The sequence below is a fragment of the Streptomyces tamarix genome (assembly GCF_032423885.1).
Classification (GTDB): domain Bacteria; phylum Actinomycetota; class Actinomycetes; order Streptomycetales; family Streptomycetaceae; genus Streptomyces; species Streptomyces tamarix.
In genome coordinates this window covers 33,577-56,636 of record NZ_JAWCTQ010000048.1, presented here as the reverse complement: position 1 = coordinate 56,636, position 23,060 = coordinate 33,577, and the positions used below count along the sequence as shown (strand labels likewise).

The window sequence follows — 23,060 nt, the reverse complement described above, 5'->3', positions numbered from 1 at the left end:
GCCCATCGGTCCGCCGATCTCGAACCGGCCCGTGGGGTTGACCAGGAGCCGGTAGCCGTCGGTCTCCAGTTCGATGCCGCGCTCGGCGAGCTCCTTGAGGACCGGGGTGACGACGTGGTCGCGGACGTCGGGGGTGAGCAGCCCGTCCAGGTCGACGCCGGCGGCGTGCTGCGAGGAGACGACGACCGTGTCGAGGCGCATCGGGCGGCTGCCCTGGTACTCGATGGTGACCTGCGTCTTGCCGTCGGGGCGCAGGTAGGGGACGGTGCCGTCCTTGCGCACGTCGGTCAGGCGGCGCGACAGGCGGTGGGCGAGGTGGATCGGCAGCGGCATCAGCTCGGGCGTCTCGTCCGTGGCGTACCCGAACATCAGGCCCTGGTCGCCGGCGCCCTGGAGGGCGATGCCGTCGGCCTCGCACTGGCTGAGGGCTCCGGGCACGCGCGCCTCGTAGGCGAGGTCGACGCCCTGGGCGATGTCCGGGGACTGCGAGCCGAGGGAGACCGAGACGCCGCAGGACGCGCCGTCGAAGCCCTTCGCGGACGAGTCGTAGCCGATCTCCAGGACCTTGGCGCGGACGAGGGCGGGGATGTCGGCGTACGCGGTGGTCGTCACCTCGCCGGCCACGTGCACCTGGCCGGTGGTGATGAGGGTCTCGACGGCGACGCGGGCGGCGGGGTCCTCGGCCAGGAGGGCGTCGAGGATCGTGTCGCTGATCTGGTCGGCGATCTTGTCGGGGTGGCCTTCGGTGACGGACTCGGAAGTGAACAGCCGGGAGGGCATGACGTCTCCTCGTCGGGGTGGGTCGGGGTGGGTCGGCGTACGGGGGAAGGGGTGGAGCGGTACGGGGATACCGGGCCCTCAGGGCCGCGGGGGAGAGGAAGAACCTGAGGGCCCGGAGCTCGGGGCGGACTGGCAGAACGGGCGGGGCGGTGGGGACGGTCGGGCCGAGCGGGGCGGACGGGTCAGCCGAGCGCGCCGGTGGCCGGGGTGAACAGGCGGGACCTGTCGCCCGGCAGGGGCCGCCCGTGGATCATGACGGTGGTGGAGACGGCCCGGCGCAGGCCCCGCCGGCGCGCCCAGGCCAGCAGCGCGTGCTGCTCGGCGTCGACGTCGAACCGGACCGGCCCCCCGGCCCGGGCGGTGAGCCCGGCCAGCAGGGCCGCGGCCGTCTCCGGGCCGTCGGCGACGACGGGCCCGATGGCGGTCGCGCCGACCGCGTCCCAGGCCATGGCGTACCCGCGGGGGCCGCGCGGCCCGTCGACGACCCGGGTCCGCGCGGCGACGGAGAAGAGGTGGCGCAGCATTCCGGCCCGGTCGGCGCCGAAGACCTCGCCGTCCAGGGCGACGATGCCCGGGAGGTCGTCGGGTCCCGCCGCGCGGGTCGGGTCGCCGTCCCCGGCCGCCGCCGGGGTGGGCGTGCCGGCGCAGCGCACCAGGGTGCCGATCTCCCGGAACCCGAACCGCTCGTAGAGGGGGCGGCCCTGGGGGGTGGCGGTGAGCCACACCGTGTCGGCGGGCGCCCGGTCGAGGGCGTGCCGCAGCAGCCGCGTGCCCAGGCCCCGGCCGGCGTGCGGTTCGGCGACCAGCATCCCGCCGATGGTGGTGACGGCGGTCCCGTACCGGACCGCCCCCACCGCACCGGCCAGTTCGCCGGCCCCGGCGGCCGTGCCCGCCGCCGCGTACGCGCCGTACACGGCGCCGGCCTCGAAGAGCAGGTCCCAGGCGCGGACCTCGGCGGGCCAGCCGCGGCCCCGCGCCAGCGCGAGGCAGGCGGGCAGGGCCGCGCGGTCCAGCCGGTGGACCTCGGCGACGGCGACGGTCACGGGCGGCGGCCCGAGACCGCGGCGATCACCCCGAACCACTCGGCGAAGTCGGGGCCGTCCGGCAGTTCGAGGTAGCGGTCGACCTCCTCCTGGGAGAGGTAGCCCTTCTCCACGAGCGTGGGTCCGGTCTGGCGGATCGTCGGGCGGATCCAGCGGTGGCCCTGCGCGCCCCAGCCGTCCCAGCCGCCGAGGGACGGCGCCAGGTCGACGGTGACGTCGGTGAGGCCGAGGCGGGCGATGGTCGACGGCAGCTTGCGCGTCCACCGCATGTCGCCGCCCTGCGAGTTCATCTGCCGCACGATGGCGTCCATGGGCTTGGACCACTCGGGGTGCGCGGTCTCGTCGGACGGGAACCAGTAGCCGTCCACGATCACCAGCCAGCCGCCGGGCGCGAGCCACTTGTACATCCGGGCGAGCACCTCGTCGCGCTCCGGTATGTGCTTGAGCACGGAGCGGGCGTGGATGACGTCGAAGGACTCGGCGGGGAAGTCGTCCACGCGCATGTCGAAGTGGTGGACGCGCAGGTTCGGCGCGTGGTCCTCGTCGAGGTAGCGGGCGTCGATGTCGGCGGACGTGACGGTGCCGCCGGGGAAGCGGTCGGCCAGCCAGTACGAGACGGAGCCCGCGCCGGAGGCCAGGTCGAGGCAGCGGGGCGACTCTCCGAGCGGCAGGGCGGCCAGCGCCTTGGTGCTCACCGGGTCCAGGGCCTGCTGGAGCAGTTCGAGGCGCTCGCGCTCCTCGGGGATGTCCTTGCTGAGGACTCCCGTGCCGTAGGGGTCGTGCTTCATCACATTCCCTCTTCCTCGTGGCGGCCGGCGACGAGCTGTGCGGCAGGTACGCCGAGTTGGTATTCCAGGGCGGTGATCCCCCAGCTGAACCCCATGCCGCTGGTGGCCAGCAGGATGAGGTCACCGCGGTGCAGGCGCTTCCCGTCCAGCAGGTCGCGCAGCGCGATCATCGTGTCGGCGCCGCCCATGTGGCCCAGCCGGTGGTAGTTGAAGACGCTGCGCTCGGGCGGGATGCCGGTCTCGCGCAGCAGCCGCTCGTGCATCGACCGGTCCCCCTGGTTGATCAGGAAGTAGTCGATGTCGGACACCTTCCGGCCGAGGGCGGAAAGGGTGTCGTCCATGAGCGCGGTGAAGTTGTCGACGTAGGCGGTGGCGAGTCCCGGGCGGTGCGCGTCGCGCCGGATGACGACGCGCCCGTCACGGATCTCGCCCTTGTAGTAGTCGGACCAGCTGGGGTCGGTCCGCATCGCGGAGTGCAGGAGCCGGAAGGCGGTGGACTCCCGGGACAGCAGCACGGCGGCGGCCGAGTCGCCGTAGTTGAACAGCGCCTTGGAGTCGGGGTCGTCGTAGTCGACCATCCTGCTGAGCCGGTCGGCGATGAGGACGAGGACGTTCTCGGCACGGCCCAGCAGGATCTCGTGGACGCCGACGCGGATCGCGGTCAGTCCGGCGTTGCAGAAGTTGGTGATCTCGTAGCAGTGGGCGCGCCGGATGCCCAGCGCGTCCGCCACCTTCGCGGCCGGTGACCAGAAGGGGACGTCCCACTCGCCCGAGCCGGCGTAGATGACCTGCTGGACGTCGTCGGGGCCGAGTCCCGTCCGGTCGAGGATCCTGCGGCCGGCCTCCCGGGCCAGTTCCCAGGAGGGCTCGTCCTCGGCGAGCGCGGGGAAGCTCTCGCTGTGGGTGATCTTCAGGATGTCGGCGAGGTCCACGCCGGAGGACCGGGCCGCCTCGGTCATGCTGACGCTCGACGCGGGCAGGACGACCTCTATGTCGGCTATACCGCTCACGGTCAGGCCCGGGCGGCGATGCTGACCCGGTGCACCGTGCGGGGGACGCCGGGCTCGACGTCCGTCGCGGCGTGCAGCGTGGTCTGCGTCTTCCACACGACGAGGTCGTTGGGCGTCCAGCGGTGCGTGTAGACGTGGTCCTCGTCCTGGATGAGGGAGTCCACGAGGGCGAAGAACGCCTCGTTCTCGTTGGCGTCGAAGCCGACGACGCCGTCCATGTACTCCGGGGCGCCGTACAGGTACTCGCGGCCGGTGTACGGGTCCTTGACGACGAGGGGGTGCTCGACCTTGGGGTGCTCGATGTCGATCCACGCCCGGAACTCGGCGACGGACAGGCCCACGTGCTCCTCGCGGATGCGCAGCCGCTTGGCGACGGTGTGGATGCCGTTGCGCCCGGCGATCTTGTTCTTCCACTCGTCGGGGAGCCGGTCGTAGACGTCGACGGCGCTGGCGAAGAGGGTGTGGCCGGTGGTGCTCGGCACGTTGACGCCGTGCAGCATCGTGTACGGGGCGGGGTCGGCGACGAACGACGAGTCCTGGTGCCAGAAGTTGCCGACCCGGGCCACGCCGACGGGCTTGTCGTTCTTCTTCTCGTTCGAGGAGATCATGATCTCCGGCACCTCCGGGTGCCGGTACTTCTGGATCACGAACGGGACGGGGGTGCCCAGGCGGCCGGCGAGGGCCACCTGCTGCTGCGGCGTTATCTCGAAGCCGCGGATCACGACGAGCTCGCGCTGGTTGACCGCGTCCACGAAGGCGTCGACGGTCGCCTGGTCGGCGAAGTCCTCGTAGGTGATGCCCGTGATCTCCGCGCCGATGAAGGGAGTGATCTCCTTGATGTCCACAACGGTCTCCTTAACTGGTCAGCGTTCGCGTCAGGCGTGTGCGCGCCGGTCGGGTGCGCCGGGCGCGCACGGTCAGGCGTTGGCGAGGCACTCCTGGAGGGCCTGTGCGAAACCGTCGATCTGTTCGTCCGTCCGGTACGGCGGGACGGTGACCCGCAACCGCTCGGTGCCGAGCGGCACGGACGGGAAGTTGATGGGCTGGACGTAGATCCGGTGCTTCTCCAGCAGCAGGTCGGTGACCCTGCGCACCCGCTCGCTGCCGGGGATCATCACCGGGATGATGTGGTGCGCGGCGTCCAGGAAGGGGATGTCCCGCTCCCGCAGGGCGGCCTTCATCCGCAGGGACCTGTCGGTCAGCCGGCGGCGCAGCCCTTCGCCGTCCTGCACGAGCTCCAGCGCCTTGAGCGTGGCGTCCATGCACGCCTGCGGGAGCGAGGTGGTGAAGATGAAGCCGGGGGCGTGCGAGCGGATGAAGTCCACGGCCGTGTCGGGGCCCGCGACGTAGCCGCCGACGGTGCCGAGCGCCTTGCCGAAGACGCCCTGGACGAAGGTGGGCCGGGTCTCGCCGATGGCCTCGCACAGTCCGGCGCCGGTCGGCCCCATCGCGCCGATGGCGTGGGTCTCGTCGAGGTACGTCAGGGCGTTGTACCGCTCGGCCAGGTCACAGATCCGGGAGACCGGCGACATGTCGGCGTCCATGGAGTACACCGACTCGAAGACGATCAGCTTGGGCTGGTCCGGGTCGCACGCGGCGAGCTGCTCCTCCAGGGCGTCCACGTCGTTGTGCGGGAAGATCCGCTTCTCGCACTGGGAGCGGCGGATGCCCTCGATGAGGGAGCGGTGGTTGTTCTCGTCGGAGAAGGCGACGATGCCGGGTATCTCGGACAGCAGCACGCTGAGCGACTCGAAGTTCGCCACGTACCCGCTGGAGAACACGAGTGCGCGCTCCTTGCCGTGCCAGCGGGCCAGCCGCTCCTCCAGCTCGGCGTGGGTGGTGCTGGTGCCCGCGATGTTGCGGGAGCCGCCCATGCTGGTGCCGTGCCGGGCGGTGGAGTCGATCTGCGCCCGGATCAGCTCGGGGTGCTGGCTGAGTCCGAGGTAGTCGTTGGTGCACCAGACTTCGATCTCTTCGCCCTCGTGCAGGGTCTGCCCGGGGCTGGTGGACATGTGGGCGGTCGGGAAGTAGCTGCGGTACAGGCCGTTGCTCTTCATGAGCCGCAGCTTCTCGCTGAAGGTGACGAACGCCGGTTGGGGCGCCGTGACAGGACTGGCGGTCATGGTGTGGCGGTCCTTCGGTGTCGTGTCCGCTGGGGAGGCGGTTCCGCTGGGGAGGCGGGGTGGCGGCCGGCGGTCCGGAGGCTCAGCCGGAGGTGCCGGGCCGCACCGCCGCGCCCTCGGGGGCCGCGCCGTCCGCGGTGGTCTGCGGCGCGGGCTTCTTCTCCAGCGCGCCGGACAGGATGGTCAGGGCGAGGGCGGCGGCCGCGAGGAGGGCGCCGATCCAGTTGGGCGAGGTGTAGCCGTAGCCGGCGTCGATGGCCAGGCCGCCGAGGTAGGCACCGGCGGCGATGCCGACGTTGGAGGCCGAGACGGTGACGACGGCGGCGAGGGTGGGCGCGCCCTCGGCCTTGCTGATGACCCGGGTCATCAGGCCGGGTACGGTCGCGAACCCGGCCGCGCCCATGAGGACGAGCGTGATCGCCGCCAGCACCTTGTTGTGCGCGGTGGCGGAGAAGAGGGCGAGGGTGAGCGTCAGGGCGGCGAGCGCGACGCCGAGCGTGGGCAGCAGCGCCCGGTCGGCGAACCGGCCGCCGATCGTGTTGCCCGCGACCAGGCCGGCGCCGAACAGCACCAGCAGCGGGGCGATGGCCGCGGAGGCGTACCCGGTGACCTCGGTGAGCAGGGGTGCCACGTACGTGAACGAGGTGAACAGCGCGCCGAGGCTGAAGGCGGTCATGGCGAGGGCGATGAGCACCTGCGGGCGGCGGAAGACGGCGATCTCCTGGCGGAGGCCGGCGGTCTGCGCGCCGCGCTGGGCCGGGAGCAGCACCATGATGCCGACGAAGCCGATCGCGCCGATGACGACGAGCATCCAGAACGTGGCCCGCCAGCCGAAGTGCTGGCCGACCCAGGTGCCGAGCGGGGCGCCCACGACGTTCGCGATGGCGCCGCCCGCGAACACCATGGACACGGCGCGCGCCTTCTTCGACGCCTCGACGAGGTCGGCGGCGACGACGGACGCGAGGCCGATGAAGGACCCGTGGCAGGTGGCCGTGACGATGCGGCCGGCCATCAGGACCTCGTAGCCCGGGGACAGCGCGGACAGCAGGTTGCCCACGATGAAGATGCCCATGAGTCCGAGCAGGACGGCCTTCCTCGGCAGGCGGATACCGGCGGAGACCAGGAGCGGTCCGCCGATGACGACGCCCAGCGCGTATCCGGAGATGAGATAGCCGGCCCCGGACACGGAGACCGACAGGTCGTCGGCGACATCGGACAGCAGTCCCATGATGACGAACTCGGTGGTTCCGATTCCGAAGGTGCTCAAGGTGAGCGCGACAAGTGCGAGCGGCATCCGCATTACCTCTTCGTTCCGCGTGACAGCTCCGCGTCATCCGATCGGGAAGGTCGGGACGCGCTGGGGTGGACTGCACGTGCGAGAGGAGCCGCGGTCGGAGGGACCGTGCGGCTCCCGTTCTGAGGTGGACGCTACAAACAGACTTGTCTGCTTGTCAACGCGGATGAGACAGCCCCTGACAGGGAAATCAGGTTCACTTTGCCCGTATTGCCCCTTATCTAGCGAGAAAGTTCAAGGCAAAAAGACTGAGGTGGGCGATCGCCCCACCGACAACCAGACAGGAGTGCACGGTTATCGGGGTAGTCACCCACCCTTGAAGAAGTGTTCACACAGCCACGGGGCGTTCAGCCGGTCGTCACCGGCGGCGCGTCACTCCGCCTTTTCGAGGCCACCCGCGCGCAGTTGGGTCCTGAGGTGCGCCACGAGGCCCGGCGCGGCGATCCCGGGGAGCATGCAGCGCCACATGACGGCGACCCGGTGCGTCAGGTCCTCGCGGTTCGTGTAGAGCTGCGACATGAGCTGCAAACCGGTGAAGGCACCCACGATGAGCTGTGCGACGTCCTCGACCTCCAGGCCGGGCAGGAGCTCGCCGCGCGCCTCCGCGTCGCGGAGGATCTCCAGGATGACCTCGGCCGAGCGCTGGTACGCGATGACCTTGCCGTCGCGGAAGGAGGTCTGCTCCACCGTGAGCCGGACACTGGCCTGTAGGACGGGGTCGTGCTGGAGGCCGTGCGCGAAGCGGAGCGTGAGGTCGATCAGCGACTGCAGCTTCGTCGGGCGCTCGGGCGCCACGAGCGCCTGCGTCTGGGCGTCCACCAGGGCCGCGGCGATGGCCTCCTTGGAGGAGAAGTGATGGTAGAGGGCGCCCCTGGTCAGTCCGGCGCGCGCCAGGATCGCCGTGGTGCTCGCGCCCTCGTAACCGCTTTGGGCGAAGACCTCGGCCGCCGCCTCAAGGATCAGCCGCCGCGTCCTGATCCCACGCTCTTGCAGCGCCATCGGCACACTCCCGTATTGGTTGACAATCCAAACAGCCTTGTCTGTATCTTAAGTCGGCGAATCAGGCAATCTCAGGTGTGCCCAACCTTGCCAAGATCTTCTGCTCATCCACGGGGAAACGAGTCCTGCATGCAAACGCTGTCGCACACCGCTGAGGCCGGCACTCCCTCGGCTCCGCGGTTGACACCCACCGTGCCACAACCCCGGCTCCCGGACGCGAGCGAGAACCTCACCATGACCGTTCCGCGCCAGTACGTCCACCGCGCCGCCATGGCCGAGGTCTTCCTCACCGACTGGACGAAGAGGGGCCCCGACGCCTTCACCGTCCGGGCGCAGTGGCCCCGGGCCCACGCGCTCTTCGTGACGCAGGGCGCCCACCAGGACCCGATGCTGCTAGCAGAAACGATTCGCCAGACCGGGTCGCTCCTCTCCCACGCCGCGTACGGCGTCCCCCTCGGGCACCAGTTCCTGATGTGGGACCTCACCTTCTCGGCCTCCCCCGAGGCCGTGGCCGCCGAACCGGTCCCCACGGAGCTCGAACTGCACGTCACATGTCGCGACATCACCCGGCGCCGCGGCGAGCTGAGCAGGATGCGCTACAGCGCGAGCGTCCTGCGCGACGGCGAGCCCGTCGCCACCGGCGGGGCCTCCTTCAACTGCGTCACCCCCAGCGCCTACCGCAGGCTGCGCGGCGACCGCTCCTTCCTCCCGGACGGCGAGCTCCCGCCGCCCGTCGACCCGGCCATCGTCGGCCGCGACCGCGCCCGCGACGTGGTCCTGTCCGCGGCGCCCGAGGGACCCGCGGTGTCCGGGGCGCCCGCGGCGCCCGCCGGGCGGTCCCCGCGCCGCTGGCTGCTGCGCGCCGACACCACCCACCCGATCCTGTTCGACCACCCGGTCGACCACGTGCCGGGCATGGTCCTGCTGGAGGCCGCCCGCCAGGCGGCCCAGGCGGTGAGCCCGCACCCGATCCTGCCGATCGCCGTCAGCACGGTGTACGAGAACTACGCCGAGTTCGACGCCCCCTGCTGGATCGAGGCCGTCCCCGGCGCCCCCGACGCCCTCGGCCGCCCCACGGTCGAGGTCACGGGCCGCCAGCGCGACCAGCAGGTCTTCGCCAGCACGGTCACGGCCTGGCCCCTGGTCTGACCTCCGGTCCCACCCACCCGCCGGACGGGGAGCGGGGTGCGGTGGTCCGGGCCCTCCCGGGGGGTGGGGTCCGGAGTCCAGCGGGCCGGTGGCCCGGGCCCGGGGGGCCCGGGCCGCCGGTCCGCGCCACAGTGAGTGAGACAAGCCGAGCCGTAACGAGAGGCGCGCGGACGTGACGAGTTCCCTGGCCCCCACCGTCCTGGTCACCGGAGCCGGCGGGTTCGTCGGCAGCCGGGTCGTGGAGCACGCGCGGCACGCCGGCGGGGCGCGGCGGCCGAGGCTGCGGCTGCTGGCGCACCGGCGGCCCGTCGTGCCGCGGGGGCCCGGCGTCGAGAACGTCACGGGCGACCTCACCCGCCCCGGGACGCTGCGCGGCCTGTGCGACGGCGTCGACGTGCTGCTGCACTGCGCCTCGCACATCGGGGGCCCCGACGAACTGTGCCGCGCCGTCAACGTCGACGGCACCGCGGCCCTGCTCGACGAGGCCCGGCGGGCCGGTGTGGCCCGCGTCGTGTACCTGAGCACCGCCGCCGTGTACGGGCGCGGCAGCTTCGTACGGGCCGAGGCCGCCGACCTGGAGCGCGCCCCGCTGTCGGAGACGTCCCGGACCCGCGCCACCGCCGAGGACCTGGTGCGCGCCGCGGGCGGGCACGTCCTGCGCCCGCACCTGGTGTACGGCGCCGGTGACCGGTGGGTCGTCCCCGGGCTGCTGCGGCTCCTGGGGGTGCTGGGGGCGCGCGTACGGGAGTGGGAGCGGGCCCGGCTGTCCGTCGTCGACGTCGACGCGCTCGCCGGCGCGCTGGTGGCCGTCGCGCTGGCCCCGGAGGGCCGGCTGCGCGACACGGTCCACCACGCCAACCACCCCGACCCCGTACGCGCCGACGACCTCGTACGGGCTGCCGCCGGTGCCTGCGGGGTGCCCTGGCCGGCGGAGAGCGTCGACTACGCGGAGGCGTGCGAGCGGCTGGCCGCGCGGGGCGTGTCCACGCACACCCTGGACATGCTGGTGAGCGACCACTGGTTCGCGAGCACCGCCCTGTGGGAGGAGCTGGGACGCGCGCCGGGCCGCCCGTTCGCGGAGGGCTTCGCGGGGCACGCCGCCTGGTACCGCGAGCAGTACGCGACGGCGGACCGCACCGCCTGACCGCACCGCCCGGTCACACCGCCCGACCGCACCGTCCGACCTCGGCGTCCGGTCGTACCGCCCGACCGCGTTGCCCGGTCACACCGCCCGGCCGCACCATCCGACGCCGCCTCCCGACCGCGCCGCCCGACCGCACCGGCCGGCGCCGTCCGGCCGCCGCCGCGCCGGTGGTGCGCCGGTGGTGCGCCGGAGCGGCCGGGCGGCCCCGCCCCACCTCCGACGCCCCGCCACCGCCTCCCGGCTACGAGCCGAGGATCGTCGTCAGGAACTCCCCCGTCCACGCCAGCAGTTCGCGGCCCACCACCGGCTTGCCGCCGATCGTGCCCGTCGTCGGGCGGGGCACCAGGATCTGGCGGGCCGGGGCCTTGATCACCGTCCGCGGGTGCAGCCGCTTCAGGCGCAGCTCCTGCGACTCGCGCAGCTCGACGGGGGCGAAGCGGACGCTGTTGCCCTGCAACACGATCTCGCCGACCCCGCACGCCCGCGCCAGCATCCGCAGGCCCGCCACGAGGAGCAGGTTCTCGACCGGCTCGGGCAGCTTGCCGTACCGGTCCACCAGCTCCTCGCGGACGGCCTTGATGTCCTCCTCCGAGTTGGCGGAGGCGATCGCCCGGTACGCCTGGAGGCGCAGCCGCTCGCCGGGCGCGTAGTCGTGCGGGACGTGCGCGTCGACCGGCAGCTCGATCTTGACCTCCAGCGGCGGCTCCTCCTCCGCGCCGCCCTCCAGGGACGCCCGGTAGTCCGCGACGGCCTCGCCCACCATGCGGACGTACAGGTCGAAGCCGACGCCGGCGATGTGGCCGGACTGCTCGCCGCCCAGGAGGTTGCCCGCGCCGCGGATCTCCAGGTCCTTCATGGCGACGTACATGCCGGCGCCCATCTCGGTGTGCTGGGCGATCGTCGCGAGGCGCTCGTGGGCGGTCTCGGTGAGCGGCTTCTCCGGCGGGTACAGGAAGTACGCGTACCCGCGCTCGCGGCCCCGGCCGACGCGGCCGCGCAACTGGTGCAGCTGTGACAGGCCGAAGTTGTCGCCGCGCTCCACGATCAGCGTGTTGGCGTTGGAGATGTCGATGCCGGACTCGACGATCGTCGTCGACACGAGCACGTCGAACTTCTTCTCCCAGAAGTCCACGACGACCTGCTCCAGCGCCTGCTCCGACATCTGGCCGTGCGCCGTCGCGATCCGCGCCTCGGGCACGATCTCGCGGAGGCGGGCGGCGGCCCGGTCGATGGACTCGACGCGGTTGTGGATGTAGAACACCTGGCCCTCGCGGAGCAGTTCGCGGCGGATCGCGGCGCCGATCTGCTTCTCCTCGTACGGGCCGACGAACGTGAGGACCGGGTGCCGCTCCTCGGGCGGCGTGGTGATCGTCGACATCTCGCGGATGCCGGTGACGGCCATCTCCAGCGTGCGCGGGATGGGCGTCGCGGACATCGTCAGCACGTCGACGTTGGCGCGGAGCTTCTTCAACTGCTCCTTGTGCTCGACGCCGAAGCGCTGCTCCTCGTCGACGATGACCAGGCCCAGGTCCTTGAACTTCGTCTCGGACGAGAACAGCCGGTGCGTGCCGATGACCACGTCGACGGAGCCCTCCCGCAGCCCCTCCAGCGTCGCCTTCGCCTCCGCGTCCGACTGGAACCGCGACAGGGCCCTCACCACGACGGGGAACTGCGCGTACCGCTCCGAGAACGTGCCGAAGTGCTGCTGCACGAGGAGCGTCGTCGGGACGAGGACGGCGACCTGCTTGCCGTCCTGCACGGCCTTGAAGGCGGCCCGCACGGCGATCTCCGTCTTGCCGTATCCGACGTCGCCGCAGATCAGCCGGTCCATCGGGACCGACTTCTCCATGTCCTCCTTCACCTCGGCGATCGTCGAGAGCTGGTCGGGCGTCTCCACGTACGGGAAGGCGTCCTCCAGCTCCCGCTGCCACGGCGTGTCGGGGCCGAAGGCGTGGCCGGGCGCCGCCATCCGCGCCGAGTACAGCTTGATCAGGTCGGCGGCGATCTCCTTGACGGCCTTCTTCGCGCGCGCCTTCGTCTTGGTCCAGTCGGCGCCGCCGAGCCGGTGCAGGGTCGGGGCCTCGCCGCCGACGTACTTGGTGACCTGCTCCAGCTGGTCGGTCGGGATGTACAGCCGGTCGCCGGGCTGGCCGCGCTTGGCGGGCGCGTACTCGACGAGCAGGTACTCGCGGGTGGCGCCCTGCACCGTCCGCTGCACCATCTCGATGTACCGGCCGACGCCGTGCTGCTCGTGGACGATGTAGTCGCCCGCCTCCAGGGTGAGCGGGTCGATCGTCTTGCGGCGGCGCGTCGGCATGCGGCGGCCGTCCTTGCCCGCGGCCTTCTGCCCCGACAGGTCGGTCTCCGTCAGCACGGCCAGCTTCAGGCCCGCGTCGACGAAGCCGTGCTCGACGGAACCGCACGCCACGTGCACGACGGACGGGGTGATCTCCGTCAGGTCCGCGTCGAGGCGGGCCGCGACGCCCTCGCCGCCGAGCACCTCGACCGTACGGGCCGCCGGGCCGTGCGCCTCCGTCACGAAGACGGTGCGCCAGCCGTCCGCGAGCCAGCCCTTCGTGTCGGCCAGCGCGCGCGCCGTGTCGCCCCGGTACGCCTCCGGGGCGCGCATGCCGAGCTGGATCGTGTCCTGCTCCAGCTCGGCGTCGGGCGCGAACGGCGACACCGACCACCAGGACATGCCCAGCTCGCGCGCCCGGTCCCGTACGTCCGCGATGGACCACAGGGACGCGGCGTCCACGTCGATCGGGGCCTCTCCCCCGCCCGCCGTGGCCGCCCACGACGCCTGGAGGAACTCCTGGGACGTGGCGACCAGGTCGGCGGCCCGGGTCCGTACCCGCTCCGGGTCGCAGACGACGGCCATGGAACCCTGCGGCAGCACGTCCAGCAGCAGCTCCATGTCGTCGACGAGGACGGGGGCGAGGGACTCCATGCCCTCCACGGCGATCCCCTCGGCGATCTTGCCGAGGAGTTCGCCCAGCTCCGGGTGGGCCTCGGCGAGCGCGGCGGCCCGCTCCCTGACCTGCCCGGTCAGCAGCAGCTCCCGGCAGGGCGGCGCCCACAGCCCGTGTTCGGCGACCTCCAGGGACCGCTGGTCGGCGACCTTGAAGTAGCGGATCTCCTCGACGTCGTCGCCCCAGAACTCGACGCGCAGGGGGTGCTCCTCGGTCGGCGGGAACACGTCGAGGATGCCGCCGCGCACGGCGAACTCGCCGCGCTTCTCCACCAGCTCCACCCGCTGGTACGCGGCGGCGGCCAGTCCCTCGACGACCGTGCCCAGGTCGGCGCTCTCCCCGGTCCGCAAACTGACCGGTTCCAGGTCGCCGAGGCCCTTGACCTGCGGTTGGAGTACGGAGCGGATCGGCGCGACGACCACCTGCACGGGGCCGGCCGCGGGGTCGTCCGGCGACGGGTGCGCGAGGCGGCGCAGCACGGCGAGGCGCCGCCCGACCGTGTCGCTGCGCGGGGACAGCCGCTCGTGCGGCAGGGTCTCCCAGGCCGGGTACTCCACGACGCGGTCGGGGTCGAGCAGGCTGCGCAGCGCGGCGGCCAGGTCCTCGGCCTCCCGGCCGGTCGCGGTCACCGCCAGCACGGTCCGCCCGGCGTCCCTGGCCAGCGCCGCCACCGCGAAGGGCCGCGCCGCCGGGGGGCCGACCAGGTCCACGTGGGCCCGGTGCCCGCCGGTGGCCGCCTTGACGGCTTCGGCGAGGGCGGGGTCCTTGACGACGGCATCGAGGAGACCGTGCAGGCTCATGGAGCTTTCCGTCCCGGGTTCGTGAGGGGGGTGGGCAACGCGAAAGACCCGACGCGAAGAACGGGCCGGGGTCCTCTCAGCCTACGCCCGCACGGTGGTGCCCGCGTCAGGAAGGCCGGGCGGGGGGCGCGGCCGGGGTGCGGGGCGGGGCGCCGCCTCGGGCGCGCGCCGGAGTACGGGCGGGGCGCGGACCGGGTGCGGGCCGGAGCGAGGGGGGGCGGAGTGGGGCCGAGGTACGAACCGGAGCGGGGACCGGGTGCGGGCCGGAGCGGGGGCCGGGTACGGGCCGGAGCGGGGCCGGGACAACGGAACGGACCGAAAGAGGAAGGACGAAGAACAAGGACACCCTCCCGCACGGGCGGAATCCGACGGAAGACCCGAAGGGTCTCAGGGGAACCCCGGTGGAGTCCCGAGGGAAGGCCCAGAGGAGTCCCGGGGGTGTTCCGGGGGGCCTCCCGGGGGGCCTCGGATTCCGCACGTGGACGAACCGGGCGGAGGAAGGGGGAGGAACACCCCCACGAGGTCCCCACCCCCGTGGAGGACCCCGCGGAGGAGCGGTCCACCTCCATGGGTACCAGCCCGCGCCGGATCCTCCCCACCTGTTTTCCGGGACCGCCCGGTGAGAGGGTGTCAGGTGGAAATGCCGTGAGGGGAGGGACGCACGTGGTGGAGGGCACGAACAGGACGGGCGCGGACGGGACGGGCCCGAGCGAGGCGGGCACGGTCGGGACGGGCCCGAACGGTACCGGCGCGAACGGTACCGGCGCGAACGGGACGGGCGCGGAGGGCGTGGGCACGGGGGAGGACGCCCCGCAGGCCCTGGCCACCGACCGGGCACCGGCCACCGACCGAGCACCGGCCGCCGACCGGATACCGGCCGCCGACCGAGCGGCGCCGTCCCCGGAGAAGCCGCTCCGCCGGGGCCCGGTCGTGGCGGCGATGATGCTGTCGGTGGCGCTGGCCGCGCTGGACGGCACGGTGATCGCGACGGCGGTGCCGCAGATCGTGGGCGACCTGGGCGGCTTCTCCCTGTTCTCGTGGCTGTTCTCCGGCTACCTCCTCGCCGTCACGGTCACCATCCCCGTGTACGGGCGGCTCTCCGACACGTACGGCCGGAAACCGGTCCTCATCACGGGCATCGTGCTGTTCCTGGTCGGCTCGCTGCTGTGCGCCGCGGCGTGGAACATGGCGTCGCTGATCGCGTTCCGGGTGCTCCAGGGCCTGGGCGGCGGGGCGCTGCAGGGCACCGTGCAGACGATCGCCGCGGACCTGTACCCGCTGAAGGACCGGCCGCGGATCCAGGCCCGGCTGTCGGGCGTGTGGGCGGCGTCCGCGGTGGCGGGACCGGCGGTGGGCGGGCTGCTCACGACGTACGCGGACTGGCGCTGGATCTTCCTGGTGAACGTCCCGGTGGGCGGTCTCGCCCTGTGGCTGGTGGCCCGCTACCTGGTGGAACCCCGCCGCACGGGGCGACCGGAGCGGGCGCGGGTGGACTGGCCGGGCGCCCTGCTGGTGTTCGCGTCCGGCGCGGTGGTGCTGACGGCACTGGTGCAGGGCGGCGTGGCGTGGCCCTGGCTGTCGGCGCCGTCGCTGGGGCTGTTCGGGGCGGGCGCGCTCCTCGTCGCCCTGACGGTGCTGGTGGAGCGGCGGGCGGCGGAGCCGATCGTGCCGGGCTGGGTGTGGCGGCGGCGCACGATCGCCTCGGTGAACCTGGCGCTGGGCGCGCTGGGGCTGCTGATGGTGGCGCCGTCGGTGTTCCTGCCGACGTACGCGCAGGCGGTGCTGGGCCTCGGGCCGGTGGCGGCCGGGTTCGTCCTGTCGGTGATGATCCTGAGCTGGCCGGTGAGCGCGTCGCTGTCGCACCACGTGTACCGGCGGGTCGGGTTCCGGCAGTCGGCGGTGATCGGCATGTCGCTGGCGATGGTGACGCTGCTGGTGTTCCCGTTCCTGCCGTACCCGGGCGAACCGTGGCAGCCGGCGCTGCTGATGCTGCTGCTGGGCGCGGCCCTGGGCCTGTTCCAGTTGCCGCTGCTCGTGGGTGTCCAGTCGACGGTCGGCTGGTCGGAGAGGGGCACGGCGACGGGGTCGGTGCTGTTCTGCCGCCAGATCGGCCAGAGCGTGGGCGCGGCCCTGTTCGGCGCCGTCGCCAACGCGGTGCTCACCTCCCGCCTCGGCCCCTCGGGCGGCGACCTGGACACGGCGGCCCGCGCCCTGGACGACCCGGGCGCCCTGTCCCCGGCCGCCTCGGAGACCCTGCGCCGCGCCGTGGACACGGCGGTCGAGTACGTGTACCTGGGCGCGGCGGCGGCAGCGGGCCTGGCCGTCCTGGCCCTCCTGCTCGTGGCACCGCGCCGCTTCCCGCTCCTCACGGAGCCGGACGGGGACTGACGCCGTCACCGCGCGGCGCGGGCAGCGGGACGAGGGTCCGCGCCCGGGCCCTCCACGACGCGTCGCCGTAGACCCCGGCCAGCGGGTACCAGCCGCCCCGGCCGGGCGGCCCGGCGACGACGGCGACCTTCATCCGGGCGGTGTCCAGGACCCGGGCGCCGGGCGGGAAGAGGACCCGCGTACCGGGCGGGAGGGGCACCCGGCTCACCGCCCGCCCTCCGCGCCCCCGGAGGCGTACCGGACGAGCATCCGCGCGCCCATGGCGAGGAGCCGCAGGTTCGCGGCCGGGTCGTGCACCGGATCGGCGGCGACGGCCCGGGCGTGCGCCACGGTACCGGCGGCGATGTCCCTCTCCCGTCCGTCACCGAGCCGCCGGACACGGGCCTCGGCGGCACCCGCGTACGCTCGGATGTACCCCCGCAGCCGCTCCCGCAGCGCATCGGCCGCGTCCCCGGTCGGCGCCGCGGCGGCGAGCCGGAGGGCGAGTTCCACGTCCTGGACCACCTGGCCGGTGCTCCCGGGCAGTGGTACCGCCGGATCAGGGACGGCCTGAAGCCGTGTCATGGGCGTTCACCTCGTCGAGTCGGAGAAGGAACCGAGGTTCCCGCCGGGCGGGAGCCCGTCCGGCTGACATTCATCCAACGCGGGTACCGCTCCGGAGAGAACCGGGCACTCTGGAGGTCCGGTTGAACGGGTTGAACGCTCGGGGGTTAAGCGATGGCGGCACGGGCACGCACACCCAACAAAGTGCTGGCGCGGCTGATGGCCGAGGCCGGCGTGGGCAACGAGCAGTTCGCGCGCAAGGTGAACCAGGCGGGCGCGGAGCTCGGACTGCGGCTGCACTACGACAAGTCCACGGTCTCCCACTGGCTGAAGGGCAGCGTGCCGAAGGCGGAGGCCCGGCCCGCCGTGGTGGAGGCGCTGTCCCGTCTGCTGGGCCGCCCGGTGCCCTCCGCCGAGCTGGGGTGGGGCGCATGGCCCGGCGAAGAGCCCGACGTCGCGTCGGGGGTGATGGAGCTGGGCCGGGCGGACATGGACCCGTCCCGGCGGAGCGTCCTGGGCGCGGGACTGTACAGCGCCACGCTGCTGGCGCCGTCCTTCCAGGACCTGGTGGGCCGGACGGAGGCGGCGCGCACGGGGCGGACGGTGCGCATCGGGGACGGCGACGTGGAGACGGTCCGGCGCATGACGGACAAGGTCGCGGAGATCCTGGACGAGATCGGCGCCGGGCACGCCCGTCCCATGGCCGCCGCGTTCCTGGCGAACACGGTGGGCCCGTACCTGAGGGCGTCGGGCCCGGAGCGGGTGCGGCGGGACATGCGGGCCGCCGCCGCCGACCTCGTCTACCTCACCGGGTGGATGGCCATGTACGAGGAGCGGCAGGGCCTCGGCCAGCGGTACTACGTGAAGGCGCTGCGGCTGGCCGGTGAGGCGGAGGACCACGTCACGTACTGCCGCACCCTGCGCGGCATGAGCCTCCAGGCGTCCCACCTCGGGTACGGGCCGAAGGCGCTGGAACTGGCGGACGGCGCGGCAGGGGCGGCGCCTTCGGCCGGGCCGCGCCTCGTGGCGTTCCTGCGGGGCCAGCAGGCCCACGCCTCCGCCATGGTCGGTGACCGGCACGCCGCCCTGGCCCGCCTGGGCGAGACCGAGACCGCGCTCGCCCGGGCCGACGACCGGCGGGACGCGGTGGGCGGCTACGACGAGGCCGCCTACTTCTTCCACGAGGCCCACGTCCGCTGGTGCCTGGGCGACGGGGAGGGCTCGGTCAGGAGCCTGTACCGCTCCAACGCGGCCCGCGCCCAGGAGGAACGCGAGGGCCGCTTGCACTGCCTGGGCGTCATCGCGGAACGGCAGTTCCGGATGCGCCACGTGGAGGCGGCGTGCGCGACGTGGCACACCTTCCTGGACGAGCACCTGACGCTCTCCTCCGCCCGCGGCGACGCCCACCTCACCACGCTCCTCCGCTCCCTCCCGCCGTACCGCACCCTGCCGACCGCCCGCGACCTGGAGGAACGCGCCCGCCACATCGCGGCCCTGAAGGCGGCGTGACGGCTTCGCCGACTCCGCACCGGGCCACACGCCCGTACACATCCTGAAGAGAGGACGGACATGTCCGAGACCGATGGCGCACGACTGTTCCGGGAAGCCTGGATCGCGGGTGTCCGCCGCCACTTCCCCGGTGAGCCGAAGCCCGGCTACGTGACCCCCTGGGACGACACCCCGCAGTGGGAGCGCGAGGCCGCGGGCTCCGTCTACGAGCAGGTCCGCCAGTTCGTCGAGATCAGCGGCGGCAACACGGCCCGGCTGTCCCGCGAGCAGAAGGGCCGCTTCGTCGCCACGTGCTGGACGGCCCAGATGTTCAAGCACTTCGAGGACCCGAAGCCCGGTTACGTGGCGGACTGGCAGGACCTGCCGGCCTGGCAGCAGGAGACCGACGCCGACATCTTCGAGACGATCGAGAAGTCCCTGGGCTGACCGCCCCGGCGTGCCCGATGACGGGCGGCACGAGGGCGAAGAACGGCGCAGCCGTCCGCCTCGGTGGAGTGAGGAGGGCCCCGGTGCCGAGGCGCCGGGGCCCTTCCGCGGTGCTTACAGCAGGCCGTCCCACATCTGTTCCAGGAGGACCGACCACCAGCTCTCCGGGGACGCCAGTGCCGCCGGGTCCAGCATGGCGAGCTGGGCCTGGAAGTCGACCGTCCAGCGGCCCGCCTGTTCCGGCGTCAGGCCGAAGCGGAGGCGCCACATGCGGCCCAGCAGGGCCAGGCAGCGGGTGAACTCCGGCAGGCCCGTGTTGACGAACTGCGGGGCCACCGGCCGGCCGCCCGGGCCGGCCTCGACCGGTACCGCGACGATGTGGGCCGTGCCGTACTGGACGCAGATCGCCCGGCCGAAGTCGGACCCGAGCACCAGGTACGCACCCGCGTCGGCAGCCGGCTGGATCTGGCGCTGCGCGGCCAGTTCGGCCAGCGTCGGGACGACCGGCTGCGCGGGCTGCGCCCAGAAGAACGGCCCGAAGTCCGCCGGCAGGCCCGCCCACACGAGGGTGCGCGCGACCAGCTCCGGTACGCCCTGCCGGGACACGGCCCGCTGGTCGAACCGGCAGATGCCGTGCGGCCCGAACGCGCCCGCCAGCTCCTGCGCGATGCCCTCCGGCGGGATCGGCGGGACCGGCTGCACCGGCGGCAGCGGGGCGCGCACCGGCGCGGGGCGGGCGGGGCCGTCCGCCACCTGGTGCAGCTCCCCCTGGTGGGCGATGAGCTGCCGCATGCCCTGCTGGCGGCTCGCGTGGTCACGCCCGTACGGGGCGATCGACGTGATCCGTGCCTGCGGCCAGGTCTCCTGGATCATCCGGGCGCAGTAGCCGCCGGGCAGCTCGCACGAGGCGAGCTCCGTGTGCAGCTCCAGCACCTGCTGCGGCGGCACGTTCATGGCGCGCAGCTCGTGCAGGATCTGCCACTCCGGGTGCGGGGTGCCCGGCGCGGAACGGCGGATGATCTGCGCCTCCGAGCCGTCCGGCGCCCGGTAGCGGAGCACGACCTGGTAGCCGGGGCCGACCGTGGGCAGGCCGGTCGGCTGCGGATACCCGTACGCGGGCGCACCGGGCGGCGGTACGGCGCCGGGCGCGCCGGGCATGCCGGGCGGGCCGGGGGGTGCCGGGGGGCCGCCCGGGCCGGGGTGGGCCAGCATCGTCGCGGCGTGGTGCACCCCGCCGGGCGGCGTCCCGCCGGGGGCGCCCGGCGCTCCAGGCGGCGCGGGTACGCCGGGGGCGCCGGGCGGGCCGGGAGGCGCCGGGGGGCCGCCCGGGCCCGGCTGCGCGAGCATCGTCTGCGCCATGTCGACCCCGACGGCGCCCGGCGGCGTCGAACCGGGCGGCGCGGGAGGCCCGGGCGGACCGGGAGGTCCGGGTGGGCCCGGGCGCGGCGGCGTGCCGGGGCCGCCGGGTCCCGGGTGGGCCAGCATCGTCTGCGCCGTGTCCACACCGCCGCCGGGCGGCGGGGTGGGCGCGCCGGGCGGCTTCGGCCCGTCCGGTCCGAGCTGCGCGACGAGCTGCGTCGGTACGTACCCGCCGGCGGGCGCACCGGGACCCGGCGCCGGTGCGGGCGGCGGGGTCGGCGTGCCGGTCGGCGTTCCGGCGGGCGGGCGGGCGCCCGGCGTACCCGGTGCGCCGGGGGGCGGCGGGGTCGTGGGGCCGCCCCCGCGCGTACCGCTCCCGGGCGTGCGCGGCGGCACCGCCGCCTTGCTGGTCGCCGCGTCCGCGATGTCGGCGGCGTCCAGGTCGAGGACGGGCCCGACGGCCGTACGGGGGAGCTGGCTGCCGCCCTGCATCAGCGCGGTCGGCGCGTCGGCCGGGACGGCCGGGGGCGGTGTGTCGTCGTCGTCCGAGCCGGCCAGCGGGGGCGCGAACACGGTCGCCGGGAGGGGGACGGAGACGTCGTCGGCCGCACCGGCCGAGGCGCTGGTGTCGTTCCAGGCGGAGGGCGGCGGCGTGGCGGACGACGTGGTGGACGACGTGGCGGGCACCCCGTCGGGGGCGGTCGGCTCGTGGTCCGGGCCGGGGCCGGGGACGGCGTCCCGCGGGCCGGGCACGGTGCCGCCGGGCGGGGTGCCGCCCGGAACGGCGTCGAACGGGGAGGTGCCGCCCGCAGAGGTGCCTCCCGGAGCGGCGTCGCGCGCGTCCGTGCCGGACGGGGCGCCGTCGCGCGGGCCACCGGCGTCCCGCGGGCCGGGCACGGACCACTCGTCGGCCGGCGCGCCCGCGGGCGGCGCGAACGGCACCGCCGGCGGAGGGGTCGCACCCGGCGCGGGCGGCGCGAACGGCACGCCCTGCGCGGGCGCGCCGCCCACCGGGGCCTCCCCCGCATCCGCTCCCGCGTCCGAACCCGCCTGCGAACCCGCCTCCGAGCCCGCGCCGGACACACCCGACGCACCCGACACGCCGGCCGCGCCCGCTGCACCCGACACACCAGACGCACCCGACGCAGCAGCCGCACCCGGCGGCTCCTCCGCCCTCCGGTCCGGGACGCCCATGCGGTCCGCCGCGTCCTGGAGCCACTCCGGCGGGGTCAGCAGGAAGGACGTCTGGTTCAGGTCGATGCGCTCCGGCTGCCGGGGCGGCGGGGTCCCGGCCGCCGCCCGGGCTCCGTACTCCTCCTCGTACCGGCGGATCACCTCGCCCACCGGCAGCTCCGGCCACAGCGTGGCCTCGCCGTCGCGGGCGATGACCAGCCGCTGCCCGCCGCCGTCCGAGGAGGGGCCGTCGGGGCGGTCCTCCGCCCAGGCGACGAAGCCCAGCTCGAACTCCCGCACCCGCACCTCGCGGTGCTGGTACGGCGGCACGTCTCCGTTGACCCACTCCTCGGCGCGCTCCTGCGCCTGCGCGAACGTCACCATCGGACCGTCACCCGTCACCCTTCACCCGTGACCGGGACGGCGCGTGCGAAGCCGCCGTCCACCATCAGGTTCGCCACCGTCTCCAGCTCCGGCGGGCTGCCCGCCAGGCGCCGCAGGAACTCGTCGAAGTCCGCGCCGCACGGCAGCAGGAGCCGCTCCATGCGCTCCTGGATCGCCGACCCGTCACCGTCCCGCGCGTCGTCGTACGGGCAGAACCACACCGAACCCGTCCCGGCGCCCCGCGTCTTCACCGCCAGCAGGCCGCCCTGGACGAAGGCGACGCCCAGGTAGTCCTTGGTCAGGTGGTCGCGCAGGCACTTGTTGACGTACACGAGGTCGTTGGCGCCGGCCTCGTCCCGGACCGTGAAGAACGGCTGGTCGACGAGGAGCCCCAGCTCCGCGTCGAGGGCGACGCCGACCGGCGCGCAGCCGCCCGCGGCCTTGAGGAAGGAGCGGTACGCGCCGGGCAGCCGGTAGCCGAGGTCCTCCTCGACGCCCTGGAGCTGCGTCTCCGTCACGGACACGGCGTTCCTGGGCAGCCCGAAGTGGGCGGGGCGGGTCTCCTGGAGGGGGCGCGTGCCCCGCTTGCCCTGGTCGACCGCCGCGGTGGCGAGCCCGCCGTGGTGCCGCAGCAGGGCCTTCACCTCGACGGGGACCAGCTCCATGCGGCGCGTGCGGGGGACGTGGTGCCAGGTCCAGCCGTGCGGGGTGGCGACCGCCGGGAGCGCGTCCCACAGGGGGTGGCCGTCGGCCTTGAGCGCGGCGTTCGCGGAGACGTAGTCGGTCAGCCGCAGCTCGTCCACGCCGAAGCCCTCCGGCGGTTCGGCGATCTCCGCGGCGGCACGGGCGTACGGCGAGAAGTCCGGGAAGCCGTCGGCGTCCACCCGTACCCCCCTCGGGTGGCGGGCGGCCCGGACGGGGTCCGGGAAGTGCACGAGCTGTCCCGCGTAGGCCGCGTTCGGCGGCGCGGCTTGGTGCCCGAGCCGACCTGTCGTCATGGCGGTTGCCCCCTGGCTGCTGCTGGCTGGTTCCGCACAGCCTATGCGGTGGGTCCAGAGGGCGGCCGGGCCCTCCACGGCGGTGACCATGCGTCACGCCCGGGTGGCCGATCGGTGATCCCGCGACACACCGATAGGCCGATTCAGTGACCTCGTTTCCCATCTCCTCACCCATTTG

18 protein-coding genes are annotated in these 23,060 nt (G+C 73.9%); 5 read left to right on the top strand and 13 right to left on the bottom strand.

Features of this window, described 5'->3' with window-relative positions; translation table 11 throughout:
• The 8 genes from RND61_RS27760 to RND61_RS27725 all read right to left on the bottom strand — a co-directional run.
• Window positions 1-780: S-adenosylmethionine synthetase N-terminal domain-containing protein (locus RND61_RS27760; protein WP_315880870.1), on the bottom strand; the 780-nt coding region annotated here is incomplete at its 3' end.
• A 182-nt stretch (window positions 781-962) separates the two neighbouring features.
• Window positions 963-1,823, bottom strand: a complete 861-nt coding sequence (locus tag RND61_RS27755; protein WP_315880869.1) for a GNAT family N-acetyltransferase — start codon at window positions 1,821-1,823, stop codon at window positions 963-965.
• A complete protein-coding gene (locus tag RND61_RS27750; RefSeq protein ID WP_315880868.1) occupies window positions 1,820-2,611 on the bottom strand; it encodes a class I SAM-dependent methyltransferase in 792 nt (263 codons plus the stop codon). Before RND61_RS27750 ends, RND61_RS27755 begins: the two co-directional genes overlap by 4 nt.
• Complete coding sequence (locus RND61_RS27745) at window positions 2,611-3,621, bottom strand: 3-oxoacyl-ACP synthase III family protein (protein ID WP_315880867.1); 1,011 nt, start codon at window positions 3,619-3,621, stop codon at window positions 2,611-2,613. The genes RND61_RS27750 and RND61_RS27745 overlap by 1 nt, the downstream gene beginning before the upstream one ends.
• 2 nt (window positions 3,622-3,623) lie before the next feature.
• Window positions 3,624-4,466, bottom strand: coding sequence for a TauD/TfdA dioxygenase family protein (locus tag RND61_RS27740; RefSeq protein WP_315880866.1), 843 nt, complete (start codon window positions 4,464-4,466; stop codon window positions 3,624-3,626).
• Between the two features lie 72 nt (window positions 4,467-4,538).
• Window positions 4,539-5,744 (bottom strand): 5-aminolevulinate synthase, encoded by a 1,206-nt coding sequence (gene hemA, locus RND61_RS27735; protein WP_315880865.1) that lies wholly within the window; start codon window positions 5,742-5,744, stop codon window positions 4,539-4,541.
• Between the two features lie 82 nt (window positions 5,745-5,826).
• A complete protein-coding gene (locus RND61_RS27730; protein WP_315880864.1) occupies window positions 5,827-7,038 on the bottom strand; it encodes an MFS transporter in 1,212 nt (403 codons plus the stop codon).
• Window positions 7,039-7,410: 372 nt separating this feature from the next.
• The gene (locus tag RND61_RS27725; protein WP_315880863.1) at window positions 7,411-8,037 is read right to left on the bottom strand and encodes a ScbR family autoregulator-binding transcription factor; all 627 of its coding nucleotides are present in this window, start codon (window positions 8,035-8,037) and stop codon (window positions 7,411-7,413) included.
• 234 nt (window positions 8,038-8,271) lie between these two features.
• Between RND61_RS27725 and RND61_RS27720 the strand changes: the two genes are divergently transcribed.
• Together RND61_RS27720 and RND61_RS27715 are read left to right on the top strand one after the other, a co-directional pair.
• Entirely contained in the window at window positions 8,272-9,186 is a 915-nt protein-coding gene (locus RND61_RS27720; protein ID WP_315880862.1) for a ScbA/BarX family gamma-butyrolactone biosynthesis protein, read from the top strand.
• 172 nt (window positions 9,187-9,358) lie between these two features.
• Entirely contained in the window at window positions 9,359-10,330 is a 972-nt protein-coding gene (locus tag RND61_RS27715) for an NAD-dependent epimerase/dehydratase family protein (protein WP_315880861.1), read from the top strand.
• A 241-nt stretch (window positions 10,331-10,571) separates the two neighbouring features.
• On the opposite strand, the gene mfd is transcribed toward RND61_RS27715, so the two are convergent.
• On the bottom strand, window positions 10,572-14,102 hold the full coding sequence (mfd, locus tag RND61_RS27710) for a transcription-repair coupling factor (RefSeq protein ID WP_315880860.1): 3,531 nt from the start codon (window positions 14,100-14,102) through the stop codon (window positions 10,572-10,574).
• A 666-nt stretch (window positions 14,103-14,768) separates the two neighbouring features.
• Between mfd and RND61_RS27705 the strand changes: the two genes are divergently transcribed.
• A complete protein-coding gene (locus tag RND61_RS27705) occupies window positions 14,769-16,490 on the top strand; it encodes an MFS transporter (RefSeq protein WP_391654275.1) in 1,722 nt (573 codons plus the stop codon).
• On the opposite strand, the gene RND61_RS27700 is transcribed toward RND61_RS27705, so the two are convergent.
• Window positions 16,468-16,698: a hypothetical protein gene (locus RND61_RS27700; protein ID WP_315880859.1), complete on the bottom strand. Its 231-nt coding sequence runs from the start codon at window positions 16,696-16,698 to the stop codon at window positions 16,468-16,470. The two genes, RND61_RS27705 and RND61_RS27700, sit on opposite strands and share 23 nt — an antisense overlap.
• Window positions 16,695-17,054 (bottom strand): DUF6415 family natural product biosynthesis protein, encoded by a 360-nt coding sequence (locus tag RND61_RS27695; protein WP_315880858.1) that lies wholly within the window; start codon window positions 17,052-17,054, stop codon window positions 16,695-16,697. The genes RND61_RS27700 and RND61_RS27695 overlap by 4 nt, the downstream gene beginning before the upstream one ends.
• Before the next feature lie 153 nt (window positions 17,055-17,207).
• Between RND61_RS27695 and RND61_RS27690 the strand changes: the two genes are divergently transcribed.
• Complete coding sequence (locus RND61_RS27690; RefSeq protein WP_315880857.1) at window positions 17,208-18,542, top strand: hypothetical protein; 1,335 nt, start codon at window positions 17,208-17,210, stop codon at window positions 18,540-18,542.
• 60 nt (window positions 18,543-18,602) lie between these two features.
• A complete protein-coding gene (locus RND61_RS27685) occupies window positions 18,603-18,968 on the top strand; it encodes a hypothetical protein (protein ID WP_315880856.1) in 366 nt (121 codons plus the stop codon).
• A 114-nt stretch (window positions 18,969-19,082) separates the two neighbouring features.
• On the opposite strand, the gene RND61_RS27680 is transcribed toward RND61_RS27685, so the two are convergent.
• Both RND61_RS27680 and RND61_RS27675 read right to left on the bottom strand, forming a co-directional pair.
• Window positions 19,083-21,884: an SUKH-4 family immunity protein gene (locus tag RND61_RS27680; RefSeq protein WP_315880855.1), complete on the bottom strand. Its 2,802-nt coding sequence runs from the start codon at window positions 21,882-21,884 to the stop codon at window positions 19,083-19,085.
• A 14-nt stretch (window positions 21,885-21,898) separates the two neighbouring features.
• A complete protein-coding gene (locus tag RND61_RS27675) occupies window positions 21,899-22,882 on the bottom strand; it encodes an SMI1/KNR4 family protein (RefSeq protein ID WP_315880854.1) in 984 nt (327 codons plus the stop codon).
• Between the last annotated feature and the right edge of the window lie 178 nt (window positions 22,883-23,060).

Bases quoted from the DNA above. Each gene is read 5' to 3' on its own strand.
- RND61_RS27750 (WP_315880868.1), bottom strand. From the start codon at position 2,611: ATGAAGCACGACCCCTACGGCACGGGAGTCCTCAGCAAGGACATCCCC.
- RND61_RS27720 (WP_315880862.1), top strand. From the start codon at position 8,272: ATGACCGTTCCGCGCCAGTACGTCCACCGCGCCGCCATGGCCGAGGTC.
- RND61_RS27680 (WP_315880855.1), bottom strand. From the start codon at position 21,884: ATGGTGACGTTCGCGCAGGCGCAGGAGCGCGCCGAGGAGTGGGTCAAC.
- RND61_RS27725 (WP_315880863.1), bottom strand. From the start codon at position 8,037: ATGGCGCTGCAAGAGCGTGGGATCAGGACGCGGCGGCTGATCCTTGAG.
- RND61_RS27675 (WP_315880854.1), bottom strand. From the start codon at position 22,882: ATGACGACAGGTCGGCTCGGGCACCAAGCCGCGCCGCCGAACGCGGCC.
- hemA (WP_315880865.1), bottom strand. From the start codon at position 5,744: ATGACCGCCAGTCCTGTCACGGCGCCCCAACCGGCGTTCGTCACCTTC.
- RND61_RS27695 (WP_315880858.1), bottom strand. From the start codon at position 17,054: ATGACACGGCTTCAGGCCGTCCCTGATCCGGCGGTACCACTGCCCGGG.
- RND61_RS27730 (WP_315880864.1), bottom strand. From the start codon at position 7,038: ATGCCGCTCGCACTTGTCGCGCTCACCTTGAGCACCTTCGGAATCGGA.
- mfd (WP_315880860.1), bottom strand. From the start codon at position 14,102: ATGAGCCTGCACGGTCTCCTCGATGCCGTCGTCAAGGACCCCGCCCTC.
- RND61_RS27690 (WP_315880857.1), top strand. From the start codon at position 17,208: ATGGCGGCACGGGCACGCACACCCAACAAAGTGCTGGCGCGGCTGATG.
- RND61_RS27685 (WP_315880856.1), top strand. From the start codon at position 18,603: ATGTCCGAGACCGATGGCGCACGACTGTTCCGGGAAGCCTGGATCGCG.